20 protein-coding genes are annotated in these 20,718 nt (G+C 70.1%); 5 read left to right on the top strand and 15 right to left on the bottom strand.

From position 1 onward, the window contains the following. Positions 1-84 precede the first annotated feature (84 nt). The 4 genes from E0L17_RS08370 to prfA form a co-directional block, all read right to left on the bottom strand. Positions 85-735, bottom strand: coding sequence for an L-threonylcarbamoyladenylate synthase (locus E0L17_RS08370; protein ID WP_167930793.1), 651 nt, complete (start codon positions 733-735; stop codon positions 85-87). Between the two features lies 1 nt (position 736). Then, on the bottom strand, positions 737-1,735 hold the full coding sequence (gene prmC, locus E0L17_RS08365; RefSeq protein WP_167930792.1) for a peptide chain release factor N(5)-glutamine methyltransferase: 999 nt from the start codon (positions 1,733-1,735) through the stop codon (positions 737-739). Positions 1,736-2,195: 460 nt separating this feature from the next. Then, positions 2,196-3,335, bottom strand: a complete 1,140-nt coding sequence (locus E0L17_RS08360) for a glycerate kinase (protein WP_167930791.1) — start codon at positions 3,333-3,335, stop codon at positions 2,196-2,198. Between the two features lie 105 nt (positions 3,336-3,440). Further along, positions 3,441-4,505 (bottom strand): peptide chain release factor 1, encoded by a 1,065-nt coding sequence (gene prfA, locus E0L17_RS08355; RefSeq protein WP_167930790.1) that lies wholly within the window; start codon positions 4,503-4,505, stop codon positions 3,441-3,443. Positions 4,506-4,690: 185 nt separating this feature from the next. Here prfA and E0L17_RS08350 point away from each other — a divergent pair, with 185 nt between their 5' ends. Next, positions 4,691-6,148: a hypothetical protein gene (locus E0L17_RS08350; RefSeq protein WP_167930789.1), complete on the top strand. Its 1,458-nt coding sequence runs from the start codon at positions 4,691-4,693 to the stop codon at positions 6,146-6,148. A gap of 157 nt (positions 6,149-6,305) precedes the next feature. Here E0L17_RS08350 and rpmE read toward each other — a convergent pair whose 3' ends face one another. Further along, a complete protein-coding gene (rpmE, locus tag E0L17_RS08345) occupies positions 6,306-6,722 on the bottom strand; it encodes a 50S ribosomal protein L31 (protein ID WP_167930788.1) in 417 nt (138 codons plus the stop codon). 182 nt (positions 6,723-6,904) lie between these two features. On the opposite strand from rpmE, the gene E0L17_RS08340 reads away from it, so the two are divergent. Then, entirely contained in the window at positions 6,905-7,684 is a 780-nt protein-coding gene (locus tag E0L17_RS08340) for a type III pantothenate kinase (protein ID WP_167930787.1), read from the top strand. A gap of 12 nt (positions 7,685-7,696) precedes the next feature. Here E0L17_RS08340 and E0L17_RS08335 read toward each other — a convergent pair whose 3' ends face one another. The 3 genes from E0L17_RS08335 to E0L17_RS08325 form a co-directional block, all read right to left on the bottom strand. Then, the gene (locus E0L17_RS08335) at positions 7,697-8,215 is read right to left on the bottom strand and encodes a hypothetical protein (RefSeq protein WP_167930786.1); all 519 of its coding nucleotides are present in this window, start codon (positions 8,213-8,215) and stop codon (positions 7,697-7,699) included. Continuing rightward, positions 8,206-9,660, bottom strand: coding sequence for a dihydropteroate synthase (gene folP, locus E0L17_RS08330; RefSeq protein WP_167930785.1), 1,455 nt, complete (start codon positions 9,658-9,660; stop codon positions 8,206-8,208). Before folP ends, E0L17_RS08335 begins: the two co-directional genes overlap by 10 nt. 201 nt (positions 9,661-9,861) lie before the next feature. Further along, positions 9,862-10,599: an NAD-dependent protein deacylase gene (locus E0L17_RS08325; protein ID WP_167930784.1), complete on the bottom strand. Its 738-nt coding sequence runs from the start codon at positions 10,597-10,599 to the stop codon at positions 9,862-9,864. A gap of 166 nt (positions 10,600-10,765) precedes the next feature. On the opposite strand from E0L17_RS08325, the gene E0L17_RS08320 reads away from it, so the two are divergent. Together E0L17_RS08320 and E0L17_RS08315 are read left to right on the top strand one after the other, a co-directional pair. Then, positions 10,766-11,719: a patatin-like phospholipase family protein gene (locus tag E0L17_RS08320; protein ID WP_167930783.1), complete on the top strand. Its 954-nt coding sequence runs from the start codon at positions 10,766-10,768 to the stop codon at positions 11,717-11,719. A gap of 122 nt (positions 11,720-11,841) precedes the next feature. Continuing rightward, positions 11,842-11,979 carry a hypothetical protein gene (locus E0L17_RS08315; protein ID WP_167930782.1) on the top strand — a complete coding sequence of 46 codons (138 nt, stop codon included), beginning with the start codon at positions 11,842-11,844 and terminating at the stop codon, positions 11,977-11,979. Here E0L17_RS08315 and E0L17_RS08310 read toward each other — a convergent pair. The 7 genes from E0L17_RS08310 to tilS form a co-directional block, all read right to left on the bottom strand. Continuing rightward, positions 11,976-12,749 carry an exodeoxyribonuclease III gene (locus E0L17_RS08310; RefSeq protein ID WP_167930781.1) on the bottom strand — a complete coding sequence of 258 codons (774 nt, stop codon included), beginning with the start codon at positions 12,747-12,749 and terminating at the stop codon, positions 11,976-11,978. The genes E0L17_RS08315 and E0L17_RS08310 overlap by 4 nt on opposite strands. A gap of 181 nt (positions 12,750-12,930) precedes the next feature. Next, positions 12,931-13,758 (bottom strand): phosphatase, encoded by an 828-nt coding sequence (locus tag E0L17_RS08305; protein WP_206109079.1) that lies wholly within the window; start codon positions 13,756-13,758, stop codon positions 12,931-12,933. A 42-nt stretch (positions 13,759-13,800) separates the two neighbouring features. Beyond that, positions 13,801-14,985 (bottom strand): pyridoxal phosphate-dependent aminotransferase, encoded by a 1,185-nt coding sequence (locus E0L17_RS08300; protein WP_167930780.1) that lies wholly within the window; start codon positions 14,983-14,985, stop codon positions 13,801-13,803. Positions 14,986-15,079: 94 nt separating this feature from the next. Beyond that, positions 15,080-15,388 carry a winged helix-turn-helix domain-containing protein gene (locus tag E0L17_RS08295; protein WP_167930779.1) on the bottom strand — a complete coding sequence of 103 codons (309 nt, stop codon included), beginning with the start codon at positions 15,386-15,388 and terminating at the stop codon, positions 15,080-15,082. 301 nt (positions 15,389-15,689) lie between these two features. Then, positions 15,690-17,594, bottom strand: a complete 1,905-nt coding sequence (ftsH, locus tag E0L17_RS08290) for an ATP-dependent zinc metalloprotease FtsH (protein ID WP_167930811.1) — start codon at positions 17,592-17,594, stop codon at positions 15,690-15,692. Between the two features lie 98 nt (positions 17,595-17,692). Continuing rightward, positions 17,693-18,244 (bottom strand): hypoxanthine phosphoribosyltransferase, encoded by a 552-nt coding sequence (hpt, locus tag E0L17_RS08285; protein ID WP_167930778.1) that lies wholly within the window; start codon positions 18,242-18,244, stop codon positions 17,693-17,695. A gap of 71 nt (positions 18,245-18,315) precedes the next feature. Further along, positions 18,316-19,824, bottom strand: a complete 1,509-nt coding sequence (gene tilS, locus E0L17_RS08280; protein WP_206109078.1) for a tRNA lysidine(34) synthetase TilS — start codon at positions 19,822-19,824, stop codon at positions 18,316-18,318. Between the two features lie 83 nt (positions 19,825-19,907). On the opposite strand from tilS, the gene E0L17_RS08275 reads away from it, so the two are divergent. Next, a complete protein-coding gene (locus E0L17_RS08275) occupies positions 19,908-20,714 on the top strand; it encodes an MBL fold metallo-hydrolase (RefSeq protein WP_167930777.1) in 807 nt (268 codons plus the stop codon). Positions 20,715-20,718: the final 4 nt, after the last annotated feature.

Raw genomic sequence — 20,718 nt, 5'->3', positions numbered from 1 at the left:
CGGCTCGCCGATCCGCAGGGCGCCCCTGCGGCGTGCGCAGGATATAGCGTAGCACGATGACGCGGGGTCTCCGTGAGCGCCGTGTTACGCCTCGCAAACGGCGAGAAGGACCTCGTCGCGCGTGAGGGCGCCCTCCCTCAGCACGCACGGCTCGGGGCGCGTGGCGTCCACGATCGTCGAGGCCACGCCCACCGGGGCCTCGCCGCCATCGAGGGTGAGGTCCGCCGCGTCCACGATCTGGGGCTCGACGGAGCTTCCGCTCGTGGCCGAGGGGGCGCCGTGCGTGTTGGCGCTCGTCTGGGCGAGCGGCGCGCCGAGGGCGCGGACGACGGCCCGGTCGAGCGCGGAGCCGGGAACGCGCAGGGCGATCGTGGCACCGCCCTCGGAGGGCTGCGCGTACTCCGGCGGCACCTCGTCGGAGGCGCGCACGACGACCGTGAGCGCGCCCGGCCAGTAGCGCTCGGCGAGTCGCATGGCCCACGCCGGGACATCCCTGCCGTAGCGCGTGAGGTCGGAGGCCTCGGCGATGAACCACGGCAGGGTCTGGGCGCGGTCGCGGCGCTTGATGTCGAAGATGCGCCCGTGGGCGGGGTTGCCCGGCGTCGCGGCGCAGCAGATGCCATAGACCGAGTCCGTGGGGAGCACGGCCACGCCGCCCTCCCTCAGGACGTCGACGACGCGGGCGACGGCACCCTCGTCCGGGGCCTGCTGGTCAACCGAAAGAACGCGTCCCATCTTATCCCTCCCGTATTGCCACGAGCACGCGCGGACGATGCGTGAGGTCCTCCCGGACCTCGATCGAGGACCAGCCGCCCTGGGCGCGCGCGAGGGCGGCCGCATCCTCCAGGGAGCCCTCGAAGAGCTCGACCGCGAGCATGCCTTCGGGCGCGAGGACGCGAGGGGCGAGGTCGAGCAGGCGACGGAAGACGTCGAGCCCATCATCGCCGCCGTCGAGCGCGAGCTCGGGCTCGTAGTCCGCCACCTCGGCGGGGACCTCCTCGCGCAGCACGGCGGTGGGGATATAGGGCGGGTTTGAGACAAGTACCGAGAAGGACCCCATGAGCTCGGGGTCAACCCCCTCCGCAAGGTCCGTCTGGACGATGTCCACCGCGCCCTCGAGGCCAAGCGCCTCGCGGTTGCGGGAGGCGAGCTCGACCGCACGCTCGGAGAGGTCGGTCGCGGTGACGTGCGTTCCCGGGCGCTCCGAGGCAATGGAGAGCGCGATGCAGCCCGTGCCCGTGCCGACCTCGAGCACGCGGACGGGATCGCCCGCCGGCTCGTCCTTCTCGCCGTCCGGGCGCTTCTCGTCCTTCTCGCCTTCCGCGTCCTTCTCGTCCTTCTCGCCTTCCGGGCGCTTCTCGTCCTTCTCGCCTCGACGCGCGAGGGCCGCGTCCACGCCCTCGAGGGCAGCGTCCACGAGGACCTCCGTCTCGGGGCGCGGGATGAGCACGCCGCGCTCGCACTTGAGGACGATGTGGCGGAAGGGCATCTCGCCGGTCACGTACTGCAGGGGCTCCCCCGCCGCGCGCCGCTCGATCGCCACGTGCATGGCAGCGAGCTCGTCGGCCTCCAGCGGCTTGTCGTAGTTGACGTAGAGCTCCACGCGTGAGAGCCCGGTGACGTTGGCGAGCAGCCACTCCGCCGAGAGGCGCGGGTGCTCGTCACCCTTGCGCTCGAGGTATCCGCTCGTCCAGTCGAGTATGCGCTTGATGGTCCAGGGCTCGCCGTGTGGCATCGTGCTCCCTTCGCTCGCGAGGCGTCACTGCATCATAGCGCGGGTGGGGTGCCATGGGGCGGGAGGGCCGCGGGACCTGCCGCGAAAACGTCGCGAGGCCCCCGCGCGACAGGCATGCGGGGGGGGTTGCGACGGGCGGTCTGGGCGAGGTGTCGCCTCGGCTCCGCACGGTGCCTGTGCGGGGGTTTCGCGACTAAAAGCCGCCAGAAAGTGTCGTATTGGCCCCGCGCAGTGTTTGTGCGGGGGCTTCGCGACGGACGGGCCGGGCGAGGTGTCGCATTGGCTCCGCGCAGCCGCCGTGCGGGGGCTTCGCGACGGGCGGTCTGGGCGAGGTGTCGCCTCGGCTCCGCACGGTGCCTGTGCGGGGGTTTCGCGACGAAAAGCCGCCAGAAAGTGTCGTATTGGCCCCGCGCAGTGTTTGTGCGGGGGTTTTGCGACGGACGGGCCGGAGGGAGCCCCCTCAGGCCCTGAGCGACGCCCCGAGGGAGACGAGGGCGAGCGCCCGGCGAACCGCCAGCCGATAGAGCTCCTCCGCATGCTCGAGCGCGTGCGCGAGCCCCAGATCGGAATCGACCGCCGTGGGAACGACCGCCGCAAGCCCGGGCAGCTCAGGGGCCTCGAGGTCGAGAGCGCCCGTGATGGCGACGCACGGGACCCCCGCGCGGGCGCACGCTTGGGCGACCCCGGCGACCACCTTGCCGCGGACGCTCTGCGCGTCGAGCCGCCCCTCACCCGTGATGCAGAGGTCGGCCGTGGCGAGCCTGTCCCCAAGCCCGACGAGCGAGGCCACCTGCTCGACGCCGGGGACGAGCGCCGCGCTGAAAAACGCCACGCAGCACGCCCCGATGCCACCCGCCGCGCCGCTGCCGGGAATGCCCTCGACGTCGATTCCGAGCTGGTCTCTGATGGCCGCGGCAAAGCGACGCATGCCCGCGTCGATCCGGGCGACGTCCTCCGGGCTCGCGCCCTTCTGGGGCCCGTACACCGCGGTGGCCCCGTCCGGCCCCGTCAGGGGGTTGTCGACGTCGCACATGACGCGAAACTCCGTCTGGCCTACGCGCTCGTCCAGACCCGAGAGGTCGATGCGGGAGATGCTCCCCAGCTCGTCGCCCGTCCCCTGGAGCTCGTCGCCCGCGACGTCAAGAAAGCGGGCGCCCAGGGCGCGCAGGACCCCCGTTCCGCAGTCGTTGGTGGCACTTCCGCCGAGGGCGAGCGTGATGCTGCGACACCCCTGGTCAAGGGCGTCGAGGATGAGCTGGCCCGTCCCGAAGCTCGTGGTCCGCCCGGCGCGGCGCTCCTCGGGGGCGAGCAGCGGAAGGCCCGACGCCGCAGCGACCTCCACGACGGCCCTGCCCGATCCGAGCAGGGCATACGATGCGCGCACGGGCCGCCCGAGGGGATCGAGCGCGTCGACCTCCCGGAGCCTGCCCCCGCAGGCGGAGGCGAGCACCTCGGACGTGCCCTCCCCGCCGTCCGCCATGGGGACGGCGACCACCTCGGCCCCCGGGATGACGCCCGGGGCCTCCTCGGCGACGAGGCGGGCGATCCTGACGGACGAGAGCGTGCCCTTGAACGAGTCGGACGCCACGACGATGCGCACGATCCCCCCCTTGCTCCATGTGCGGTCAGAGCGGTGCCGCACCCGATGGCAGGACGCCCCGCCGCCCATCAGGGCCGCGGGGCGTCCGGGCGTACCCGTCTGAGATCAGACCGCCTGGGCGAGCTTCTCCGCGCGCTCGGCGGCGGCGAGCGCCTCGATGACGCTCGACAGCGCGTCGCCGAGAAGGACGCCGTTATACGTGCTGTTGAAGCCGATGCGGTGGTCGGTCACGCGGTCCTGCGGCTGGTTGTAGGTGCGGATCTTCTCGGAGCGGTTGCCGTGGCCGATCTGCGAGAGGCGCGCGGCGCCCTGCTCAGCCTGCTGCTTCTCCAGCTCCATCTCGTAGAGGCGGGCGCGCAGCATCTGCATGCAGACCTCGCGGTTCTGAATCTGCGAGCGCTGGTCCTGGGACTGCACCACGGTGTTGGTGGGCAGGTGCGTGATGCGCACCGCCGAGTAGGTGGTGTTGACGCACTGGCCGCCGGGGCCGGACGCGCAGTAGGTGTCGATGCGCAGGTCGGACTGATCGATCTGGATGTCGATCTCGTCGGCCTCGGGCAGCACCGCAACGGTGGCCGTGGAGGTCTGGATGCGACCCTGGCTCTCGGTCTTGGGCACGCGCTGGACGCGGTGGACGCCGGACTCGTACTTCATGACGGAGTAGACCTTCTCGCCCGTGACCTTGAACTCGATGGTCTTGAAGCCGCCGGCCTCGCTCGGGCTGGACGAGAGGATCTGGATCTTCCACCCGCGGCTCTCGCAGAAGCGCTGGTACATCTTGAAGAGGTCTCCGGCGAAGATGGCGGCCTCGTCGCCGCCCACGCCGCCGCGGATCTCCACGATCGTGTCCTTCTCGTCGTTGGGGTCGGCCGGGATGAGCAGGAACTTGATCTCGTCCTCGAGCTCGGGGAGCTTGGCCTCGTTGGCGGAGATGTCCTCCTGGAGCATGGCCTTCTCGTCGGCATCTGCCTCGTGGAGCATCTCCTTGGCGGCCTCGATGTCGTCGAGCGCGCCGAGGTACTCGCGGGCGCGGGCCACGAGCTCGGCCTGGCTCGCGTGCTCCTTGGCCAGGCGCGCGTACTCCTTGGGGTCGGAGACCACGGCCGGGTCCATGAGCTTCTGCTCGAGCTCCTCGTAGGCCTGGATGATCTTGGTGAGCTTGTCTCGCATTTCTTCTCCTCGTGGGGGCTTGGTGTCTGGGCATGCGCGATGGGGGGTCTCCCCCTTCCCAGCCGCTAGAGCATGTCGAATCTCGCGTACACAGGCCCTCCCCCGCACGTGTCTTTAACCGTCTTATCATACCCCGAGCCGCCGGTATGAGACACTAGAGCCCAGTGCGACCAAAGGAGAAACGCATGTCGGCAGCTGACGAGAGCGAGAAGGACGGGCGCGAGGCGCGCGAGGCGGCCGAAGACGGGCTGCTTGAGGCGACGCCCGCGCCGGCCAGGGTGACGGACGACGCCCCCGACGCGAGCGATGCCGACGCCACCGTCGCGGGCAGAACCGCGGCGCTCGGCGGACGCCCGGCGGATGACACCGAGCGGCGCCCGCCCGTCGCCCCCACGCCGGCCGGCCCCGATGCGGGCGCCGACGACCCCGCGCTGCGCGACGTGGCGGGGACGATGGGGCGCTACCTGCGCGGCAGGGCGCAGGCGGTCCGCGACGCGCTGCACGCCCATCGCGTCGCGGCCGTGGTGGTGGCGGTGGCCGTCCTCGTTCTTCTCGCCGTGGGCGTCGCGCTGGCGCTCCGACCCCCTGAGGCCCCCTCGGAGGAGCTCGTCGCCGAGGACGCGCGCACGCGCCTGACGACGCCCGAGTATGCGCCGGGCGCCTTTGGCATCGATGACATCCTCGTCGCGCGGGACGTCGAGGTCCGCTCGATCGCCCCGTCCGAGGACGGCGTGGCGCGAGCGGAGGTGCTCGTCACCTACGAGGGCTCGAACGCCGTGCGCGCCGAGAAGTCGGCCACGCTGGGCTACGCGCTCCGGGACGGCGAGTGGGTCGCCGCGGGGGAGCCCGAGGACGTCCGCGTGTCATGGACGCCGGTCAACGGCATCAGCCGGGAGCGACTCGCCGCGAACATGGCGACCGTGCTCGAGCGCGCCGACCAGCAGCTCGGCGGCGACGGGGGCGGGGCGAGCCTCGAGGAGCTCTACGAGGGCGCCGAGCTGACCGTCGAGCGCGAGGAGTTCGACCCCGAGGAGGGCACCGACGTCCTGGACCTCGTGTGCGTTCGCGCGGGGATCTTCGAGTCGTACGAGTGCCGCCTGACCGTGACGTTCTCCTTCCGCTCGTCGACCGGGCAGTGGGAGATCGAGGGGGTGCGGGTGTCCGAGGACGGCCGGACGCGCAGCCTGGACCCCTTGGTGGGGACGTGGTCGGGCACCTTCTCGCGCCAGGAGACCGACGGCACCAAGTGCCTTGCCGCGCGGGCGGCGGGCCTTGTCATCAACGTTGACCAGACGTGGACGGAGGGCGGCGTCACGCAGGTCTCGGGCTCCGTCGCGGGCGTCGCCCACTACCATGCCCACCCCGCCCAGGACGCCCAGGGCTGCGACGGCGACGCCCTGTTCCAGGAGGTCCCGTTCACGGCCACCCTCGTTGACGACGAGGACGGGACGCTCGTCCTCGAGGCGACGCTTCCCGAGGACGTGGACGGCGTGGTCTCGCTCACGCTGCGGCTGGGGAGCCCCGACGACCCGACGGCCGCGACCGCCGAGGTCACGACGAGCTTCGCGCACACGGGCTCGTTCCTGTTCATCCCCTACGACGAGACCCTCACGTACACGGACGTGTTCTCGCTGCGGAAGTGAGCCTCGCACGCAAAAGGGCGCCCCGGGCGATCGCACGGCGAGAACGGCCCGCTGGCCCTCGCGCCGGGTTGCCCCGGGCGCATGCCCGACGCGCACACAGAAGGGCGCCCCGCGGAGCGATTCCGCGGGGCGCCCTCTCATGCCATGATGCCTGGGGCTACTCGGCCTCGGTGGCCTCCGGCTCGGCAGCGGCCTCCTCGGCGGGGGCGGCGGCAGCGGCCTTGGCGGCCTCGGCCTTCTTGGCGTACTCGGCGGCACGCTTGGCCTTCTCGGCGGCCTTGGCCTCCTTGGCGGCCTTCTTGGCGGCGGCCTCCTCGGCGGCCTTGGCGGCCTTGGCGGCCTTGGCCTCCTGGGCCTTCTTCAGCTGCGCGGCAGCGGCGCCACCGAACTTGTCGGCGAAGCGCTGGACGCGGCCGCCGGTGTCGACGAGCTTCTGGGTGCCGGTGTAGAACGGGTGGCACTTGTCGCAGAGGTCGACGACGATCTCCTTCTTGGTGGAGCGGGTCGTCCAGGTGTTGCCGCAGGTGCAGCGGACCGTGCACTCCACGTAGTCGGGGTGGATACCTTGCTTCATGGCAGGACTCCTCTTCTTCGGCCCTGGTTTCCGACCAGAGCAGGGGTTCGTCTTGGTTCCGACCAAGACACAATAGCCGTATGACTATATCAGAAACCCCGTAGCGCATATGTGGAGATTTCCGCGTAAGATGAGGCGAGAAGAACGCGCCGCCGCGGGCGGCAGGCCACGGGGAGGCACGCATGTTCCTTGCCATCGACGTCGGAAACACGCAGACCACGCTGGGGCTCTTCCGGGAGGACGGCTCCCTTGCGCGCGGGTGGCGCATGTCCACGGACGCGAGCGACACGGCCGACATGCTTCACGCTCGGCTCCTCTCCTTCTTCGCGAAGGACGGCCTCGCGCTCGACGACGCGAGCGAGGCGGGCGTGGCCTCGGTGGTCCCCGCGCTCGAGCGCGCGTGGAAGCGCTGCCTCACGGCGCATCTCGGCAAGGCCCCGCTCGTCGTCCGCGCGAGCGAGGGCTATGGGATGGAGGTCGCCATGCCCGACCCGCGCCAGGTCGGGGCCGACCGCATCGCCAACGCCATCGCGGCGAGAAGCACCTACGGCTCGCCGGTCATCGTGGTGGACTTTGGGACGGCAACGAACATCGACGTCGTGGACCAGCGGGGGCGCTACCGCGGCGGCGCCATCTCGCCGGGGCTCATGCTCTCCGCGAACGCGCTCTTCTCGCGCGCGGCTCGGCTCGCGAGCGTGCCCATCGAGGCTCCCGCCCGGACGCTCGGCGACTCCACCGAGTCGGCCCTGCAGTCGGGCCTCGTCGTCGGCGCCGCGGCGCAGGCCGAGGGGCTCGTGGCGCGCATCCGCGCCGAGCTGGGCGCCCCTGACGCCACGGTCGTGGGCACGGGCGGCCTCGCCGGGACCGTCGCCCAGGCGACGGACCTCTTCGACGCCGTGGACCCCGACCTCACCCTGCGCGGCATCCGCGAGATCTGGCTCTGGGAGCGGGCGCGCGGCTAGCGCGGCGCCTCCCTACGCGATGCGACGAAGCTCCGCCTGCTCGGGGGCGAGCTCGAGCTCCCGGCCGTCCGCGAGGCGCACCGTGGCCCGACCCCACACGTCCACGGCCACGAGCGTGCCCTCGGCAACGGCTCGTCCCGCGCGCAGGACCTCCACGGCCTCCCCCATGGAGGCGAGGGCGTCGAAGTAGTCGGAGAGCACGGGCGCGAGCGGGCCCGCGGCGGCGCGGCCCGCGGCGACGGATGCCGCCCATGCGTCCACGGCCTCACGGACGGCGCAGGAGAGCGCGTCGGCATCGAGGTCCTTCTCGCCCCGCGGCACGATGTCGCAGCTTACGTAGATGCCCTCGTCATCGTAGCCGGCACGGGCCCGGACGGACGCGATTGGCTCCCCGTCCGCGCCCACCACCTCATGCGGCCAGGAAACGCGCGCGCCGAGCGCGCCCGCCACGCCGAGGGCCGCCACGAACGGCACGCCGGTCACATGCCCCATCGGCACCGCGGGGCGCAGCGTGAGCGAGGCTACTCCCATGCGACCTCCCCGAGGTCGGCGGTCACGAGGCCCACACGCTGCTCGCGGGGGAGCACCTCCACGTCGCCGTGCGTGAGGAAGCGCACCGGGTCATGCATGAGGTCCTCCATGGGGACGATGACGTAGTCGCGCTCGCCGAGGCGGGGGTGCGGCAGGGTGAGCCGGGACCCGGCGTGGCGCTCGCCCTCGACCCACATGAGGTCGCAGTCGATGGTGCGCGGGCCCGTCCCGGGCTTCTTGGGGTCGCGCGTGGCGGCGTCCGCGCGGATGCGGCCGAGCTCGTTTTCCACCTCGAGCAGCTTGCCCATGAGGACGAGCGGGTGGAGCTCCGTGCGGATCTCCGCCACGGCGTTGGCCACGGGAGTGGCGATACCGTAGGCGGGCTCGGTCTCGTACGCGTGGCTCACGTTGACCACGCAGGTGAGGGGAATCTCGTCGATGAGCTGCGTGGCCCGCGCGAGGTTGGCCACGCGGTTGCCCACGTTGGAGCCGAGGCTCACAAACCCCTGGCGCGCGTCCTTGTGGGACACGGCCCAGTAGGCGTTCACCGCCTGGGAGACCCCCGCCACGTCATGGACGCGCAGGATGCGGGCGCCGTTCTCGAGCGCGGAGATGCAGATGCCCGCCGTGGCAAAGTCGCGCTCCGCGGCATCGGCCACGCCGGAGACCGCCCCGACGAAGCGCTTGCGCGAGACCGCCGTGACCACGGGGTAGCCCATCGAGACCATCGAGCGGGTGGCGCGCTGGATGACCACGTCCTCGTCCGCCATCTTGTCAAAGCCGGGGCCCGGGTCCACGCAGATCCGCTCGCGCGCGACGCCGGCGCGCATGAGCGTGCGCGCCTGGTCCCCAAGAAAGCCCATGACCTTGCGCATGATGGGGGCCTCCTCGGGCAGCGTGAAGCGGCGCTGGGAGGTGACGGGGCGCTGGGCGGCAGACCCCGTGGGGCGCGACTCGTCGAGAAGGACCTGGCGCCGCGGCGGTCGGGCGGCGAGCGAGTCCTTGCTCCAGTGCATCACGATGCACCCGCAGTCCGTGTCTGCCGCGACCTGCACCATCTCGGGGTCGGTGAAGCCCGTCACGTCGTTCACGATGGCGGCGCCCAGGCGGACGCACATGCGGGCGACGTCGGCGTGACGCGTGTCCACGGAGACGACGGCCCCCTCCGCGACGAGCGCGCGCACCACCGGGACGATCCGCTCCGCCTCCTCCTTCGAGGGGACGGGGGTGTGCCCGGGCCGCGTCGACTCGCCGCCCACGTCGATGATGTCCGCGCCCTCGTCGAGCATCTCAAGGCCGCGCGCGACGGCGGCCTTGGGGTCGAGGTTCTCCCCGCCGTCCGAGAAGGAGTCCGGCGTGACGTTGAGGACGCCCATGATGCGTGGGCGCGCGAGCGAGATCTCATGCGCGCCGCAGCGCCAGGTGGTGTGGTTCTCTCGAAGCATGGTCATCCTCCTCGGTCCGAGCGTATTCGACCATTGTACCCGCCTCGGCCGGCATGCCGCCGCGCCACCGGCGTCAGGCTTATTTGGCGTGCCGCTGGCGTCAGGTTTATTTGGCACGCGGGTAACGTGTGCCAAATAAACCTGACGCCAGTGGCACGCCAAATAAGCCTGACGCCAGTGGGACGCGCCCCCTTTGAGCGGCTAGAAGTCGAAGGCGGCCGCGATGTCGCAGGCGCAGACGAGGTCGGCGACGTCATCCTGCGGGGTGCGGTCCCGGTTGACGATCACGAGATCCTCCCCCTGGAAGTAGTTGACCAGCCCCGCCGCGGGGTACACCACGAGCGACGTCCCCCCGATGACGAGCAGGTCCGCCTCGGATATCGCGCGCACGCTGGCGAGAAGGACGTGCTCGTCGAGCTGCTCCCCGTAGAGGACGACGTCGGGCTTCACAAGGCCTCCGCACTTCTCGCATCGCGGCACGCCGTCAGTCGCCATGACCCACTCGGCGGCGTAGGTCTCGCCGCAGCGCGTGCAAACGTTGCGGTGCGTGGAGCCGTGGAGCTCGTGAACCACGCGCGAGCCCGCCGCCTGGTGAAGCCCATCGATGTTCTGCGTCACCACCGCGGCGAGGCGCCCGTCGCGCTCGAGCTCGGCGAGCTTCCGGTGGGCCTGGTTGGGGCGCGCGTCGAGGCAGATCATGCGCTCGCGATAGAAGTCGTAGAACTCCTCCGTGTGGGAGACGAAGAACCCATGGCTGAGCATCTCCTCCGGAGGATAGGCAAAGTGCTGGTGGTAGAGCCCGTCCGCGCTGCGGAAGTCGGGGATGCCGCTCGCCGTCGAGACGCCCGCGCCCCCGAAGAACACGGCGCGGCGCGCACGTGAGAAGCGCTCCGCGAGCTCCGCGGCGGCCTGGGTCGGATCGGTGATGGTCTGCGCCATGTTCCTCTCCCCTCGTCGTTCTTCTCGCCATGGTAGCGCGAACGGCGCCGCCGCGCAGGCACCCCAACGTCATGGAGAAACCGTCGACGGGGAATCCCCTGGCAAGGTTTGGGGCATATAACAGGGTATTGCGCGCCGGAGCGTCGAATTGCGCGAAGGAGGCACCGTGAACACGCTCACCAACAACGTCTTCGACTGCGCCCTCGTGTTCGAGGGCGGCGGGTATCGAGGCAGCTTCTCTGCCGGAATCGCCAACGTCCTGCTGGAACAGGGAATCCACTTTGACTACGTCTGCGGCCTCTCGGCCGGGGCGAGCAACACGATCAACTACGTCTCGCGCGACCGCACGCGCGTGAGGAAGTCGTTCATCGTGGACGGCCCCGCGAAGCCTGCCGTGGGCCTGCGCTCCGTCCTGCGCGGAAAGGGGTACTTCGACGCCGACGCGCTCTATGAGGGCGCCCTCACCTCGGGTGCGCTCCCCTTTGACTGGGAGACGTTCTCGGCCAACCCCGCCCGAGTCCGCATCCAGGCCTTCGAGCGCGACTCCGGCCGCACCGTTCGCTTTGGCCGCGAGGACATGACGGACCCCGCGCGCATGGTCAACATCGTGCGCGCAAGCTCCACCCTCCCGGGCGCGATGCAGCCCCTCCCCATCGACGACGTGACCTACTACGACGGCGGCCTGGGGACGGGCGCGGGCATCCCGCTCTGCATGGCGGAGGACGACGGGTTCGAGCGGTTCTTCTTCGTGGCAACGCGTCCGCGCGGCTACCGCAAGCAGCCCCCGACGGACCGCGAGGCCCGGATCTACGCCCGCGTCGCCAAGGACCACCCCTACCTGCGCAAGGCCCTTCTCTCTCGCTGGGAGCGCTACAACGTCGCCATCGAGCACGTGGAGCGCCTCGCCGCCGAGGGTCGTGCCTACGTGGTCTATCCCGACGAGATGACCGTCGAGAGCGGGACCGTGAGCACGCGCAAGCTGACGGCCTCCTATGAGGCGGCGCACGAACAGGGCCTGCGCGACCTGCCGCTCTGGCGCACGTTCCTCTTTGGCACGCCTGACGCCGGCCCGCGACCGGAGGACCCCGACGCCGGAACCGGCTACATCACCCTGGGCTAGGGACCCGCCCCGCCTTCAGGCCACGATCCCCCTGCCTCGAGCATGCCTCCGCGCACAGTTGCGCCGAGCATGCCTCTGTGCACGGTTCTTCTCGATTTTTGGCCAAAAGCGTGCGCCGGGGCATGCTCGGCGCAACCGTGAGCGGAGGCATGCTCGAGATAGGACGGAGAAGCGCGCAGGGTCGGAAGCGCATCGCCGGGCATGCCGCTCGGCACGCCCGGCGCGGCGAGAAGAACGCGCCCCCGCACCTCCCCCGCTAGAGGCTGATGGTCAGCTCCACCGGGCAGTGGTCGGAGCCATAGACCTCGGAGAGGATCGAAGCCCTGGTCACGCGGTCGGCGATGTCGTTGGACACGAGGAAGTAGTCGATGCGCCAGCCCGCGTTGTTCTTGCGCGCGTTGAAGCGGTAGCTCCACCAGCTGTAGGCGCCGGCGAGGTCGGGGTGGCGCGCGCGGAAGGTGTCGGTGAAGCCGGCGTCGAGCAGGCGGGTGAAGCTCTCGCGCTCCTCATCGGAGAAGCCGGCGTTGCCACGGTTGGGGCCGGGGTTCTTGAGGTCGATCTCGTTGTGGGCCACGTTGAAGTCGCCGCAGGTCACCACGGGCTTCTTGGCGGCCAGCCCGCACAGGAACTCGCGATACGCCGCGTCCCAGGCCAGGCGCGTGTCGATGCGCGCCAGCTCGTTCTGGGCGTTGGGCGTGTAGACGTCCACGAACCAATAGCTCGGGAACTCCAGGGCGCAGACGCGACCCTCGTCGTCTGCGGCGGGGGCGCCGATGTGGTTGATCACTCGCAGCGGCTCCTCGCGGCTGAAGACGGCGGTGCCGGAGTAGCCCTTGCGCTCGGCATAACTCCAGGTCTGGTAGTAGCCGGGCAGGTCAAGGGCAATCTGGCCCTCCTGCAGCTTGGTCTCCTGGATGGCAAAGACGTCGGCGTTCGTGGCCTCAACCACGTCGGTGAAGCTGGGATCCTTCTTCATGACGGCGCGCAGGCCGTTGACGTTCCAGGAGACGAGGCGCAGCTCGCGAGACATGGCATTCCTTTCGGCGCGGGGCGGGCGTGCCCCGTGGCTTTCGATTGTCGGTGCTTTTTGAAAGATACCCGAAGTAATAGACAAATTCCCGCTGCGAATGTGCCGGTAGAAAAATGACACTAACTTGGTGATACTTGGCACCTTGGCGAAAAACCACCGACAATCGGCGCAGGGGCCCTGATTAGAAGCCCGGGACCTCAAGGCCGGTAGTCGCCATCGCCGAGAGGAACGCCTCTGCCGAGCGCGTGGCCACCAGCTCCTGCGGGAAGTGAATCCGCTCGAGCATCTCGAGCGCGTTGGGCGTACGGCCGATCGACGGGCAGATGTGCGCATCCGTGTTGACCACGATCTGGCACCCAAGCTCGGCGCACTTCTCGGCAATCTTGCTGCAGCTCGTCCAGGTGCGGCCGTCACGACGGCTGATCTCGAGGCTGTGCTCGTTGATCTCTATGAGCTTGTGCCGGCGCGCGGCCTCCCCCACCACCTCGTCGACGTCAAAGGGCACGCCGGCGCGGCCCGTGTGGCCGAGCACGAGCACCTTGGGCTGGGCGAGGGCCCCGAGATACATCTGCGTGGTCTGCGCGAGCGAGGCCCCTGCGGCAAATTCCTTGTAGTGGACGCTCGCGATCACGTAGTCGCAGCCAGCAACGACCCGGTCGTAGAGCGTAGCGGCGGCGCTCAGCGAGCGCCCGGTGATGTCCTCGGCAACCTCGATGCCCTGGCCGAAGAGGCGCCCGTCAAGCGTTCGGATGTCCGCCTCCGCGCCATGCAGGAGGCGGATGCCTTCCCACGTACGCGGCCAGACCCGCATATTGATGAAGTGCTGGTAGTCGCGAAGGCTCCCGCGCGTGAGGTCGGTGTTGGGGAAGAGCATGTCGGAGAAGTGGTCCGTCACGCCCAGAAGCTCGAGGCCCGCCTCGCGGGCGGCGAGCACGTTCTCGCGCACCGTGGAGTAGGCGTGGCGCGAGTAGAGCGTGTGCGTGTGGACGTCACAGCGGTTCTGCAGCATGGCTCTCCTCAAAATGGGTCAAAAGTGCCTGTCCCTTTTGACTCATCGGTAGCTGGCGGCGAGGGCGGCCCAGGCGGGCATGGAGTTGACGATGGTCTCGTGGCTCACGCAGTAGCCCACGCGGACCCAGCCCGGGCATCCGAAGGAGTCAGACGGGACGGGCAGCAGCTCGAGGGCCTTGGCGCGCTCGAAGAACGCGCCCGCATCCGGCTCCAGCGCCTTGACCCACAGGTAGAACGCGCCCTCGGGCTCGATGAACTCGTAGCCCAGCGCGGAGAGCCCCTCGGTGAGGGCGCGGCGGTTCTCGGCGTAGGCCTCGACGTCGCTCGGGCAGTCCACGCAGTCCATGAGCACGCGCTGGAAGAGCGCCGGCGCGCAGACGAAGCCCAGCTTGCGGCCGGCCCCGGCCACGGCGAGCACCAGATCGTCGTGCTCGGGGTTGGTCGGCGGCACCAGCACCCAGCCGATGCGCTCGCCCGGGAGCGACAAGCTCTTGGAGTAGGAGTAGCACACGATCGTGCGGTCGTAGACGCCCGGCACCCAGGGCACCTCGGCGCCGTAGGTGATCTCGCGATAGGGCTCGTCGGCCACGAGGTAGATGGTCGTGCCGAGGCGCTTCTCAGCCTCGTGCAGCACGTCCGCGAGCGCCTCGAGGTTGGCGCGGGAGTACACCGATCCCACCGGGTTGTTGGGCGAGTTGATGACCACGGCCTTGGTGCGCTCCGTGATGGCGGCAGCCACGGCGGCGGTGTCGATCTGGAACGTGGCGGGGTCCGCGAGCACCTCCACGCACGTGGCGCCCGAGGTCTCGATCCAGACGCGGTACTCGGGGAAGTACGGCGCGATCACGATAACCTCGTCGCCCGGGTTGACGATTGAGTGGAACGAGATGGAGAGCGACGCGGCCGCACCGCAGGTGAGGTAGAGGTCCCCGGCAGACGCCGTCCCCTCGCCGAAGCGGCGGCAGAGGCTCGCGGCCACGGCCTCGCGCGCGGCGGGAAGGCCGCTCGCCGGCGTGTAGCCGTGGAGCTGCGTGGCGGGCAGCGTGAGGCTCTTCTCGATGGAGGCGCGCACGGCGTCGGGGGCGGGAATCGACGGGTTGCCAAGCGAGAAGTCGAAGACGTTCTCGGCCCCGATCTGGGCCTTGCGCTCCCCCGCATAGGCGGAGATCTCTCGAATGGAGGACTTCTGCGCGCCGTAGGCGACGCTCTTCTCGTTAAGTGACATGCTTCTCTCCTCTCGCGGCACCGCCGCTCGCACGTTGCTGCGGCTCATTGTACTCGCGAGAAGGACCACACGGACGCTCCGCGGCAAGCCGTTATCAGGATTTATCCTGCTCCGGCGCGCCCTTGAGCACCGCCCAGCCCACCAGCGTGACCTCGTACCTGTTGGCGTCGAAGCTCCCGTCCGCGCGCTTGGTCCGCCAGCTTCTGATGAGCCCCATCCTCTCGAGCTTCTGACAGGAGCGGCGGACTGCCTGGGCGGACTTGCTGATGCCGTCGGCGAACTCGCGGTTGGGGACGGTGACCTTCACGTTGGGGCCTCCCGCCCTGAGGCCCATCGCACGAAGGACGTCGCGATCGGTCTCGTTGATCTTGATGCGCACGCTCTGGGACAGCTGCTTGGCCAACCGCGACACCTCCTCCACGTCCTGTCGGGGGCACTTCCAAAACATCCCCGTTTTCTTTCCAGAACGTAGCATCAAGCTGACGCGAAGACCCTCTAGTTACCCCAATCTACCTGCGCATTATTTGAACGTACCCCCTCTCTTCCCTGAAGCGTTCCGCCATCTGACGAGCGGTGTTCTGGCAGCTGTCAGTCATTTTGGTAGTACCTTCTATCGTTTTTTAGCTGTAGATACAGAAACTGCCGGTTATTGGTTCAGAAGAACTCCATAACCGGCAGCACCTATCACTTTTATCCGCGAGGGCCTACGCGTCTGCGCCGTCCTTCTCGGCAGTCCCGTCACCGGAGGCGTACTCGTCCCAGCGGTCCTCGAGCAGGGCGTCCACGGCCTCGCCCTCGACGGTCTCGCGCTCCAGGAGCACGCGCGCCATCGTGTCCATCTGTCCCCGGCGCTCGTCCAGAACCGCGCGGGCGCGCCCGTGACCCTCGCGCATGATGCGCTCGACCTCGTCGTCGATGCGCTTGGCGGTCTCGGCGGAGTAATCCTGGTGGTTGGCGTAGTCGCGGCCCAGGAAGACCTCGTGCTGCGCCTCACCAAAGACCTGCGCGCCCAGCTCCTCGCTCATGCCGTAGCGCGTGACCATCGTGCGCGCGAGCTTGGTGGCGCGCTCGAGGTCGTTGCTCGCGCCCGTGGTGATGTCGTCGCAGAAGAGCTCCTCGGCGGTGCGCCCGGCGAGAAGGACGGCGATCTGGTCGAGCATGCCGTCGCGCGTCTCGAGGAAGTGGTCCTCCTCGGGGACCTGCATCGTGTAGCCGAGCGCCTGGCCGCGGCTCACGATGCTGATCTTGTGGATGGGGTCGGAGTTCTCGAGCACGTGCCCCACGAGGGCGTGCCCGGACTCGTGGTAGGCGATCACGCGGCGCTCGCGCTCCGTGATGACGCGGCTCTTGCGCTCCGGTCCGGCCATGACGCGCTCCATGGCCTCCTCGACCTCGCCCGGGCCGATCGTCTCCTTGTGGCGACGCGCGGCGAGAAGGGCCGACTCGTTCATGAGGTTGGCGAGGTCCGCGCCCGTGAAGCCGGGAGTGATCTTGGAGAGCCGCTCGAAGTCCACGTCGTCGGAGAAGGGCTTGCCCTCGGCGTGGACGCGCAAGATCTGCTCGCGGCCGCGCACGTCGGGACGGTCCACGGTCACGCGCCGGTCAAAGCGGCCGGGGCGCAGGAGCGCCGGGTCGAGAATGTCGGGGCGGTTGGTGGCCGCGATGAGGATGACCGAGGAGTTGTCCTCGAAGCCGTCCATCTCGACGAGCAGCTGGTTCAGGGTCTGCTCGCGCTCGTCGTGACCGCCGCCGAGCCCCGCGCCGCGCTGGCGGCCAACCGCGTCGATCTCGTCGATGAAGACGATGCAGGGAGCGGCCTCCTTGGCCTGCTTGAAGAGGTCGCGCACGCGCGAGGCGCCCACGCCCACGAACATCTCCACGAAGTCGGAGCCGGAGATCGAGAAGAACGGGACGCCCGCCTCGCCGGCCACGGCCTTGGCCAGGAGCGTCTTGCCCGTGCCCGGAGGGCCCATGAGCAGCACGCCACGCGGGATGCGGGCGCCCATGCTGTGGTAGCGATCGGGGTCGGAGAGGAAGTCGCGGACCTCCTGGAGCTCCTCCACGGCCTCGTCGATGCCCGCGACGTCCGAGAACTTCACCTTGGGTCGCTCGCTCTCGGCCGTCTTGGCCTTGGTCTTGGCGAACGACATCGTCTTGTCCTGCTGGCCGGACATCCGGTTCATGTAGAACACGAACACGCCCACCAGAAGGAGCGTGGGCACCACGGAGAGCAGGATCGTCTCGAGCATCGCCGAGTCCGAGGTGTCGATCTTGTAGGTGACATCCGGGTGCGCGGCCATGAGCTCGGCAAGCGAGTCGGTCCCCACGTAGACGCTCGTGTAGCGCACGAGGGCGCCCTCGTTGTCGGCCTCCGCGTCCTTCTCGTCATGCCAGTAGGTGCCGGAGACGCTGCCGTCCGAGGTCTTGTACGTGGCATCGTGCACGCGCCCGTCCTTGACCGCGGTCACGAACTCGTTGGTCGCAAGCGTGTCGGGGCCCTTGCCTCCCGGGGTGAGGGCGCCGCCCATGGAGAAGACCAGGTAGAGCACGATGGCGACGACGATGGCCGTTGAGATGACGATCGAGCGACGGTGCTCGGGGCCGGGCATTCCCGGCGGGGTCGGAAGGTCGGGCTTGTTCTGCTGGGACACGGTACTCCTTACGATGCGTGACGGGCCTCTCGCCCACCGGCCGCGGGCCGGGCGTCTTACTTCTGGTAGACCTCGGGCTTGAGGATGCCGATGTAGGGCAGGTTGCGGTAGCGCTCCGCGAAGTCGAGGCCATAGCCCACGATGAACTCGTCGGGCACGTGGGCGCCCACGTAGCGCGGGGTGACGGCGGGACGGTTGCCCGGCACGTCCTTCACGAGGAACGCCGCGACCTCGATGGAGGCCGGGTTGCGGTTGGAGAGCATGCGCATGAGGTAGGAGAGCGTGAGGCCGGAGTCGAGGATGTCCTCGACGATAAGGACGTTGCGCCCCTCGATCTTGGTGTCGAGGTCCTTCACGATCCGCACGACGCCCGAGCTCTTGGCGCCCTCGCCGTAGCTCGACACCGCCATGAAGTCGATGGCCATCGGGCAGTCGATCGCGCGCATGAGGTCTGCCATGAAGACGACGGCACCCCGCAGAACGGCCACGACCAGCGGGTTCTTGTCGGCATAGTCGCGAGAGATCTCCGCGCCCATGCGGCTCACGACGTCGTGGATGTCCTTCTCGCTGAGCAGAATCCCCTGAACGTCGGGGTGCATCGACTCCATGGCACTCCCCTTTCCGGGCGTCACCCGACGCCCCACGGCGGCTCGATTGTTCCAGAATAGCGCACGGCCTGCTACTCGCCCACGACGAGCGTCAACTCCAGCATCCATCTCGTCTGCGCGCCGCACCGCACGCGCTCGTCCGCGCGCACGCCCGCCACCCACACGACCGAGCCCGTGGGCGAGGTGTGCACGACGGGCAGAAGCGCGCGCTCCGCAACGGGGATGCGAGCCTCGCCGAGCAGGTCGGAGAGCTTCTTGGACTGTCCGTGCATGCCCAGGGGGCAGAGCACCTCGCCCGCATGGGGAACGTCGACCCAGAGCCGCCCTCCGCGCGCCGGGTCAACGCCGGCCGCCACGGCGTCGAGCAGGACGGAGGACCCCTCCCACTCGAGCCCGTGCGCCCGGGCGTGCGCCGCCGCGTCCGTCCCCTCGGGAACGCGCAGCACGCGCGCCGTGAGCGCGCGCCCGTCCGGGAACTCCAGCCTGCCGGGCACCTCGAGCCACGCCGCGGCCGGCGCAGGCGGGGCGATGCGCGCCCGGATGGCGAGAAGCCCGTGCTCAACGCGCACGTCCGCGCCCATCGGCACGGTCAGCGAGCCCTCCCCCGCAGCGACGCGCGCCAGCGCCGCGGCCACGTGCCGCGCCTCGAGGCGGGCATCCGGGCAGACGGAGAGGATCGCCTGGCGGACCACCCGGCGCGCGATGGCGACCTCGGTCGCCGCGAGGCGCGCGGCGTCGAGCACGACGAGCCCCTCGGCTTCGCGGCGCGTGAGCTCGCGCAGGACGCGCGCCGCGACGGAGGTGAGGTAGGCGTCCTCCTCGGAGAGGATGTCGCAGGTCGTCGACAGGCTCGCGACCACGCGCGGGTTGCGCTCTCGGGCGATGGGCAGCAGCTCGTGGCGCACGAAGGCGCGCAGGTAGTGGGTGTCCTCGTTGGTGCCGTCCTCGCGCCAGACGATTCCGCGCATGCGCAGCAGGTCGCAGAGCTCCGCGTGCGTTCGGTCGAGCAGCGGGCGCACGATGCGGTTGCGGCGGCGCGGGATGGACGAGAGGCCAGCCGCACCCGTGCCCCGGATGGCGTTCATGAGGAAGGTCTCGGCGCGGTCGTCCGCGGTGTGCGCCGTCACGATGCGCGCGGCCGAGCGCGGCGTGCCGAAGCGGGAGGAGAGCTCGTTCGCGAGGCGGCTCGCCTCCGCATAGCGCGCCTCGCGCCCGGCGTTCTCCACGTTGCCGCCGGGCGTTGACGCGGCGAGCGCCGCCACGTCCACGCGCCGGATCGTGCAGGGGATGCCGAAGCGCGCGGCGAGGTCCCGGACGAACTCCTCGTCCTCTTTGGCGTCCAGGCCGCGCAGGCCGTGGTTGACGTGGAGCACGTGCAGCCGCTCTCGGGCGATGCGGGCGGCGCCGCGGCCGTCCTCGATGTCGAGCGCGGAGGTCGCGGCGAGCACGAGCAGGGCCGTCGAGTCCGCCCCTCCCGAGACCATGAGCACCACGGGGGCGGCCCGCTCCTCGTCCGGCCGGCCGCTCGGCCGGGCAAAGCGGTTGCGGCCCGTGGCGTATCGGCGAGAAACACTTGGCATGCGCTGCCTCCCAACGGCTACCCTAGTACGTGCGGCCCGAAGGGCGCCGCACGGGAAGAGTGTACGACAGCGAGAGGACGCCCATGACCCCCGAGATTCACCTGCACGTCCTGGCCAGCGGCTCCAAGGGAAACGCCGCCGTCGTGGAGGGGCCCGAGGGGTCCGTCCTCGTGGACTGCGGCATCTCGCGCAGGGCGCTTCTCGCCCGGGCGGAGGAGCTCGGGCTGGACATGGGCGAGGTCCGCGCCGTCCTGCTCACCCACGAGCACTCCGACCACGTGGGCGGGCTCACCGTCTTCTGCAACCACTTCGAGGGCGAGCTCGTGACCACCGCGGGCACGGCCGCCGCCCGCCCGTACCTCTCCGCGCTGCCCTTCACCATCGTGGGGCACGCCGACTCCTTCGAGCTGGCCGGCATGCGGGTGCAGGCCTTCCCCACCTCGCACGACGTCGCGGACCCGATGGGGTTTCGGTTCTCGACCGGCGACGACGCGCTCGGGTTCTGCACCGACACCGGCGAGCTCGGCCCCGAGGCGCTCGGGGCGCTCGCGGGCGTGCGCATCCTCGCCCTCGAGTCCAACCACGACGAGCGCATGCTCGCCACGGGGCCGTACCCCGGCTATCTCAAGGCGCGCGTGGCGGGGCGGACCGGCCACCTCTCCAACGCCCAGGCGGCCGACGCCCTGGGCTCGCTTGTGGGAGAGGACACCGAGACCGTCGTGGCCATGCACCTCTCGCAGGAGAACAACCGGCCGAGCGTCTGCATGCGCACGCTCGCGGGGGCGGTCGGCGCAGAGGCGGCGAACGACGCCTTCACCGAGGCGCGCACGCCCGACGGGCGGCTCAGCCTCTGCTGCGCCGCACAGGACTGGCCGCTCACGATCTGGTAGGGGG

Source organism: Olsenella sp. SW781 (assembly GCF_012027725.1).
Classification (GTDB): Bacteria; Actinomycetota; Coriobacteriia; order Coriobacteriales; family Atopobiaceae; genus Thermophilibacter.
Note: the sequence above shows the minus strand (reverse complement) of the source record. Positions and strands in the feature narration are given on the sequence as shown.